Source organism: Kitasatospora sp. NPDC086009, assembly GCF_044540385.1.
Taxonomy (GTDB): Bacteria; Actinomycetota; Actinomycetes; order Streptomycetales; family Streptomycetaceae; genus Kitasatospora.
The window spans coordinates 1-6,948 of the sequence record NZ_JBITSA010000041.1; the positions used below are offsets into that span (position 1 = coordinate 1).

The window sequence follows — 6,948 nt, forward strand, 5'->3', positions numbered from 1 at the left end:
GGCTACAACCTCGCCGCCCTCCCCCTCGCCGCCACCGGCCTCCTGAACCCCATGATCGCCGGCGCCACCATGGCCTTCTCCTCCGTCTTCGTGGTCACCAACAGCCTCCGGCTGCGCCGGTTCCAGCCCACCGGCCGGCCCTGAGACCGCGCCCCCGCAACGCCGAGGGCCCGCCACCGCGCGTGCGGTGGCGGGCCCTCGGCGTCTCCCGGAGCGGTCAGCGCCCGAGCAGCTCGCCGCCGTTGCAGTGCATGATCTCGCCGGTGATGAAGCCGGCCTCCGCCGAGGCCAGGAAGTAGACCGCCGCGGCCACCTCGCCCGCCTCGCCGATCCGGCCGAGCAGCGTCCGGGCCGCCCGGCGGGACACCTCGGCCTCGTCCAGCCGGGGGCCGAAGAACTCGGTGCCCGCCACGGTGCCCGGGGCGACGATGTTGGCCGTGATCCCCGAGGTGCCGAGCTGCGCGGCCAGGAAGTGGTTCCAGGCGTGCAGCGAGGCCTTGGCGGCCCCGTACGAGCCGGCGCCGCTCAGGGCGGCGATCGAGCTGACCGTGACCACCCGGCCCGAGCCCGGGGTGAGCCGGTCGCGGATGGACTCGGTCAGCAGCACCACGGTCAGCACATTGCGCTCGAAGTCGCCGCGCCAGCGGGCCAGCAGGGCGTGCGGCCCGCCACCGATCACGGTCTCCCGGCTGCCGGCGTTGTTCACCAGCACGTCGATCCGCTCCGGCAGTTCACCCAGCGCCGCCTCGACGTCGTCGGGGTCGGCGAGGTCGCGGACCAGTGGGGTGACGTTCGGTCCGAGGTCGGCCGCGGCCCGTTCGAGCACCGCCCGCCGACGGCCGACGATCACCACCCGTTCGCCCGCCTCGGCGAACCGCCGCGCCACTTCGTACCCGATACCCGTGCCACCACCGGTGACGACGACGTTCCTGGCCATCTGCGCACTCCCTCCCCAGTTCCGCCGCCACGCTGCGAGGGTGCGGGGCGGTCCGTACCGGAATGCCACGATTCCTATCACGCTCGGTTGCCGTGACTGCGGGGAGGGTGACGTAGCCGCCGCCGGGAGGTGTGATATGGGCGGGCCACAACCCGCACACGGAGCGTGGCGAGAGGCAGCTCACACCCCCCGGGCGTAACTTCTCGCACCCTGATACGTCTTAGGTTGGTAGTGCGGCAGTTTTTCGGTGGGCGGAGACGTGGCGAACGGCATCACGTCGCCGCACGGCCACCACTGCCGCCGACGGGGCTCCGGCGGGCCCCGGGACGGTCGCCGACGGTTGGCGGCCTTCGCGCACGACGCCGGGGTGTGGCGGGTCTGGGACGCTTTGAGCGGCCGTCCCCGGCTGCGGCCGCCCCGGAGTCGTGCGCTGTACCTCTCCCACCCTCGTGCGGGACGGTGAAGGGCCCGGCCGCGTGAGGCGGCCGGGCCCTTTCAGGTCCTGCGTCAGCGGGCTTCGAGGCCCACGTAGTCGCGGATCGCGGTGCCGGTGTAGATCTGGCGCGGACGGCCGATCCGGCTGGTCGGGTCGTTGATCATCTCGTGCCAGTGGGCGATCCAGCCCGGCAGCCGGCCGAGGGCGAACAGCACGGTGAACATGCTGGTCGGGAAGCCCATGGCGCGGTAGATCAGGCCGGTGTAGAAGTCCACGTTCGGGTAGAGCTTGCGCGAGACGAAGAAGTCGTCCTGGAGCGCGTGCTCCTCCAGCTTGAGCGCGATGTCGAGCAGCTCGTCGGACTTGCCGAGCTGGCCGAGCACCTCGTGCGCCAGCAGCTTGACCTGCGCGGCGCGCGGGTCGAACGCCTTGTACACGCGGTGGCCGAAGCCCATCAGCTTGACGCCGTCCTCGCGGTTCTTCACCTTGCGAATGAACGCGTCGACGTCGCCGCCGTCCTTCTGGATGCTCTCCAGCATCTCCAGCACGGCCTGGTTCGCGCCGCCGTGCAGCGGGCCCCAGAGCGCCGAGATGCCGGCCGAGATCGAGGCGAACTGGTTCGCGTGGCTGGAACCCACCAGGCGGACGGTGGAGGTCGAGCAGTTCTGCTCGTGGTCCGCGTGCAGGATCAGCAGCTTGTCCAGCGCGTTCACGACGACCGGGTTGAGCTCGTAGTCCTCGGCGGGGACGGCGAAGGTCATCCGCAGGAAGTTCTCGACGTAGCTCAGGTCGTTGCGCGGGTAGACGAACGGCTGGCCGACCGACTTCTTGTACGCGTAGGCCGCGATCGTCGGCAGCTTCGCCAGCAGACGGACCGTCGACAGGTGACGCTGGGCGGCGTCGAAGGGGTTGTGGCTGTCCTGGTAGAAGGTGGACAGCGCGCCGACGACCGAGGACAGCATCGCCATCGGGTGGGCGTCGCGCGGGAAGCCCTGGTAGAAGCGCTTGACGTCCTCGTGCAGCAGGGTGTGCTGGGTGATCTCGCGGTTGAACTCCGACAGCTGGTCCGCGGTCGGCAGCTCACCGTTGATCAGGAGGTACGCGGTCTCGATGAAGCTGCCCTGCTCGGCGAGCTGCTCGATCGGGTAGCCGCGGTACCGCAGGATGCCGTTGTCACCGTCCACGAAGGTGATCGCGGACTTGTACGCGGCGGTGTTACCGAAGCCGTTGTCCAGGGTGACCAGGCCGGTCTGCGGGAGCAGCTTCGAGATGTCGAAGCCGGCGTTGCCCGCAGTGCTCTCGACGACGGGGTACTCGTACTCGCCGTCCTGGTACCGCAGTACTACCGAGTTGTCGCTCACGTCTTCCTCACCGACGAAATGAATCCTCTTCCAAGGTGCCCTGACTGTCTCTACCATCCCCCATCTGGCGGACAGCCGCGCACCCGGGGTGGCCCGAAAGGGACCGCCCCTACAAAACCTGCCGCCGCAGCCGGTACGAACCGGACAAGATCGGCACCACTCCAGGCTCTGCCGTAAATCTCTTCACGTCAAGAGAACAATAGAGGCAACCATCCGTTGGAGAATCATCCAGTCGCCAGCCGATGATCCAGCGCGGCGTGCCTCCTACCTGCGCTGACCGTGCGAACGGCCTGTCCGATCGCCTTCCGTGACCCCACCAGCACTACGAGTTTCCGCGCCCTGGTCACGGCGGTGTAGAGCAGGTTCCGCTGGAGCATCGTCCAGGCGGACGTGGTGACCGGAATCACCACCACTGGGTACTCGCTCCCCTGCGACCGGTGGATCGTCACCGCGTACGCGTGCGCCAACTCGTCCAGCTCGTCGAAGTCGTACGGCACCTCCTCGTCCTCGTCGGTGACCACCGTCAACCGCTGGTCGTCCACGCTCAGTGAGGTCACCACTCCCACCGTGCCGTTGAAGACCCCGTTGCGCCCCTTGTCGTAGTTGTTGCGGATCTGGGTGACCTTGTCCCCCACCCGGAACGTCCGGCCGCCGAACCGGCGCTCCGCCAGCCCCTCCCGGGCCGGCGTCACCGCCGCCTGCAGCAGCGTGTTCAGGTTCCCCGCGCCCGCCGGCCCCCGGTGCATCGGCGCCAGCACCTGGACGTCCCGGCGCGCGTCGTACCCGAAGCGCTGCGGGATCCGCCGCGCCACCACGTCCACCGTCAGCCCGGCCGCCTGCTCGGTGTCGTCCTCCACGAACAGGAAAAAGTCCGGCAGGCCCTCCGTCAACGGCGGCAGGCCCTCGTTGATCCGGTGCGCGTTGGTCACCACGCCCGACTGCGCCGCCTGCCGGAAGATCCTGGTCAGCCGCACCGAGGGGATCGGGCCGCCGTCGGCCAGCAGGTCCCGCAGCACCTCGCCGGCGCCCACCGACGGCAGCTGGTCCACGTCCCCCACGAACAGCAGGTGCGCCCCCGGCGCCACCGCCTTGACCAGCTTGTTCGCCAGGATGAGGTCCAGCATCGAGGCCTCGTCGACCACCACCAGGTCGGCGTCCAGCGGGCGGTCCCGGTCGTAGGCCGCGTCCCCGCCCGGCCTCAGCTCCAGCAGCCGGTGCACCGTCGAGGCCTCCACCCCGGTCAGCTCCGCCAGCCGCTTCGCCGCCCGGCCGGTCGGCGCCGCCAGGACGACCTTCGCCCGCTTCGCCAGCGCCAGCGTCACGATCGACTTCACCGTGAACGACTTGCCGCAGCCCGGACCGCCCGTCAGCACCGCCACCTTCTCCGTCAGGGCCAACCGCACCGACTGCTCCTGCTCCGGAGCCAGCTCCGCCCCCGTCCGCTTCGCCAGCCAGCCGAGCGCCGCCGGCCAGTCCACGTCCGCGAACCACGGCATCCGGTCCGACTCCGAACGCAGCAGCCGCAACAGCTGGTTGGCCAGCGAGATCTCGGCCCGGTGGAAGGGCACCAGGTACACGGCGGTGATCGGCTCCCCCGCCTCCCCCGGCACCGCTTCGCGCACCACCCCCTCCGCGGCCACCAGCTCCGCCAGGCAGTCGATCACCAGCCCGACGTCCACCTGGAGCAGCTTCACCCCGTCCGCGATCAGCCGCTCCTCGGGCAGGTAGCAGTGCCCCTGGTCGCTGCTCTGCGACAGCGCGTACTGCAGGCCCGCCTTCACCCGCTCCGGACTGTCGTGCGGGATGCCCACCGCCTGCGCGATCCGGTCCGCCGTCAGGAAGCCGATGCCCCAGACGTCCGACGCCAGCCGGTACGGCTCGTTCTTGACCACCCCGATCGAGCCGTCCCCGTACTGCTTGTAGATCCGCACCGCGAGCGACGTCGACACGCCGACCCCCTGCAGGAAGACCATCACCTCCTTGATGGACTTCTGCTCCTCCCAGGCCGCCGCGATCTTCTTGGTGCGCTTCGGCCCGAGCCCCGGCACCTCGATCAACCGGCCCGGCTCGTTCTCGATCACCTCCAGGGTGTCCACCCCGAACCGCTCCACGATCCGCTCCGCGAACCGCGGCCCGATCCCCTTGATGAGCCCCGAGCCGAGGTAGCGCTGGATGCCCTGGATCGTCGCGGGCAGCACCGTCGTGTAGTTCTCCACCACGAACTGCTTGCCGTACTGCGGGTGCGACCCCCACCGCCCGTGCAGCCGCAGCGACTCCCCCGGCTGCGCCCCCAGCAGCGCGCCCACCACCGTCAGCAGGTCGTTCGCACCGCGCCCGGTGTCCACCCGGGCGACGGTGTAGCCCGTCTCCTCGTTGGCATAGGTGATCCGCTCCAGCACGCCCTCGACCTGAGCGAGCTGGCGCGGCAGCGGCGGCTGGTCCGCCTGCGCCTGCCTGGCCACCGGGCCCCCCTTATCAGTGCGGGTGCAGTTTCGCTACGCACCGTACCGCCCGGGTGCGACACCGGGCGTCCTGATGCCAGGCTGGAGGGCAGCGGGGGGCGCCGACACCGCCCGTGCCCCGCCGCGACGGGCCCGTTCAAGGAGCACCGCCACCATGCTGAGCACCGCCTTCACCCCCGGCTCCCCGAACTGGCTCGACCTCGCCAGCCCGGACATCGCCGCGTCCGCGGTCTTCTACAACACCGTGTTCGGCTGGACCTTCGCCACGGCGGGGCCCGAAGGGGGCGGCTACGGCTTCTTCCAGCAGGACGGCCGCACGGTCGCCGCCCTCGGACCGCTCAACGAGAACGCGGACCGCCCCGGGTGGACGATCTACTTCAACACCCCCGACGCCGACCGGACCACCGCGCTCGTCGAAGCCGGCGGCGGCACCGTCCGGTTCGCCCCGTTCGACGTCTTCAACAGCGGCCGGATGGCCGGTTACCGCGACCCCACCGGCGCCGAGTTCGCCGTCTGGCAGCCGCACGCCACCCGCGGCCTGGACACCGTCACCGATCAGGGCACCTTCTGCTGGGCCGAGTGCTACAGCGTCGACGCCGACGCGGCCAAGGAGTTCTACCGCGGCGTCTTCGGCTGGCAGGAGCAGGACGTCCCGCTCGGCGAGGTGACGTACACCGTCCTCACCCCGGCCGGCGGCGGTACCGACGACGCCCACGGCGGCATCATGCAGCTCGGCCCCGAGCAGACGGCCGCGGGCACCGGCTCGCACTGGCTCCCCTACTTCGAGGTCGCCAACGTGGACGCCGCCCTCGCCCTGGCCGGCCAGCTGGGCGCGACCGTCCGCATCCCCGCGATGGACGTGCACGGTGTCGGCCGACTGGCCCAGCTCCTCGATCCGCACGGGGCGGTCTTCGCCGTCATCACCAGCGCGCTGCCCGGCGAGTGACGCCGGATCACCTCGCCGCTCCACCCCTCGGGCACACCGGAGCGGCCCCCTCGGCGGCCTCTCGGCGGCCTCTGACGGGCCCAGGCGGGCCCCACGGGCGCGCGGGGCGGGCAGAGAACGGACCCGAGCCCCGGACGAGCCCCTCCGCGCCCCAGGGGCTCGCCTAGGCTGTGATCATGAACGACCTGACGATCCGCCGCGCCACCGCCGACGACCTGCCGGCGATAGTGGCCATGCTCGCCGACGACCCCCTGGGCGCCGCCCGCGAGAGCCCCGACGACCTCTCCCCCTACCGGACGGCCTTCGCCCGGATCGACGCCGACCCGCACCAGCACCTCGTGGTCGCCGAGCGGGCCGGCCGGACCATCGGAACGCTCCAGCTGACGGTGGTGCCCGGGCTCTCCCGCAAGGGCTCCACCCGCACCATCATCGAGGCCGTCCGGATCCACGCGGACGAGCGCGGCACCGGCCTCGGCACCGACCTGATCCGGTGGGCGATCGACCGCTCCCGCGAGCTCGGCTCCGACCTCGTCCAGCTCACCTCGGACGCGACCCGGACCGACGCCCACCGCTTCTACGAGCGCCTCGGCTTCGTCCCCTCGCACCTCGGGTTCAAGCTCGCCCTGTAGTCCCCCGGCCCGGTTCCGCACCGCAATTCCACGTTTCCGGGTCTGCCCTGGAAACGCAAAGAACCCCCCGATCCTTACGGACCGGGGGGTTCTTTGGAATGATTGTTCGGCGGCGTCCTACTCTCCCACAGGGTCCCCCCTGCAGTACCATCGGCGCTGTGAGGCTTAGCTTCCGGG

The 6,948-nt window shown here is 70.9% G+C and carries 5 protein-coding genes; 2 read left to right on the forward strand and 3 right to left on the reverse strand.

Annotated features, from left to right (window positions below; translation table 11 throughout):
• Positions 1–217 precede the first annotated feature (217 nt).
• The 3 genes from ACIF6L_RS38540 to ACIF6L_RS38550 form a co-directional block, all read right to left on the reverse strand.
• Complete coding sequence (locus ACIF6L_RS38540; protein ID WP_329489906.1) at positions 218–937, reverse strand: SDR family oxidoreductase; 720 nt, start codon at positions 935–937, stop codon at positions 218–220.
• A gap of 507 nt (positions 938–1,444) precedes the next feature.
• A complete protein-coding gene (locus tag ACIF6L_RS38545) occupies positions 1,445–2,734 on the reverse strand; it encodes a citrate synthase (RefSeq protein ID WP_329489905.1) in 1,290 nt (429 codons plus the stop codon).
• Positions 2,735–2,958: 224 nt separating this feature from the next.
• The gene (locus ACIF6L_RS38550) at positions 2,959–5,196 is read right to left on the reverse strand and encodes an ATP-dependent RecD-like DNA helicase (protein ID WP_396491931.1); all 2,238 of its coding nucleotides are present in this window, start codon (positions 5,194–5,196) and stop codon (positions 2,959–2,961) included.
• Between the two features lie 154 nt (positions 5,197–5,350).
• On the opposite strand from ACIF6L_RS38550, the gene ACIF6L_RS38555 reads away from it, so the two are divergent.
• The gene (locus tag ACIF6L_RS38555; RefSeq protein WP_329489903.1) at positions 5,351–6,142 is read left to right on the forward strand and encodes a VOC family protein; all 792 of its coding nucleotides are present in this window, start codon (positions 5,351–5,353) and stop codon (positions 6,140–6,142) included.
• A 176-nt stretch (positions 6,143–6,318) separates the two neighbouring features.
• A complete protein-coding gene (locus ACIF6L_RS38560; RefSeq protein WP_359812249.1) occupies positions 6,319–6,771 on the forward strand; it encodes a GNAT family N-acetyltransferase in 453 nt (150 codons plus the stop codon).
• Positions 6,772–6,948: the final 177 nt, after the last annotated feature.

What these genes read in the sequence shown, in the direction of transcription:
- ACIF6L_RS38540 (WP_329489906.1), bottom strand. Translation starts at nt 937, where the DNA reads ATGGCCAGGAACGTCGTCGTCACCGGTGGTGGCACGGGTATCGGGTAC.
- ACIF6L_RS38555 (WP_329489903.1), top strand. Translation starts at nt 5,351, where the DNA reads ATGCTGAGCACCGCCTTCACCCCCGGCTCCCCGAACTGGCTCGACCTC.
- ACIF6L_RS38560 (WP_359812249.1), top strand. Translation starts at nt 6,319, where the DNA reads ATGAACGACCTGACGATCCGCCGCGCCACCGCCGACGACCTGCCGGCG.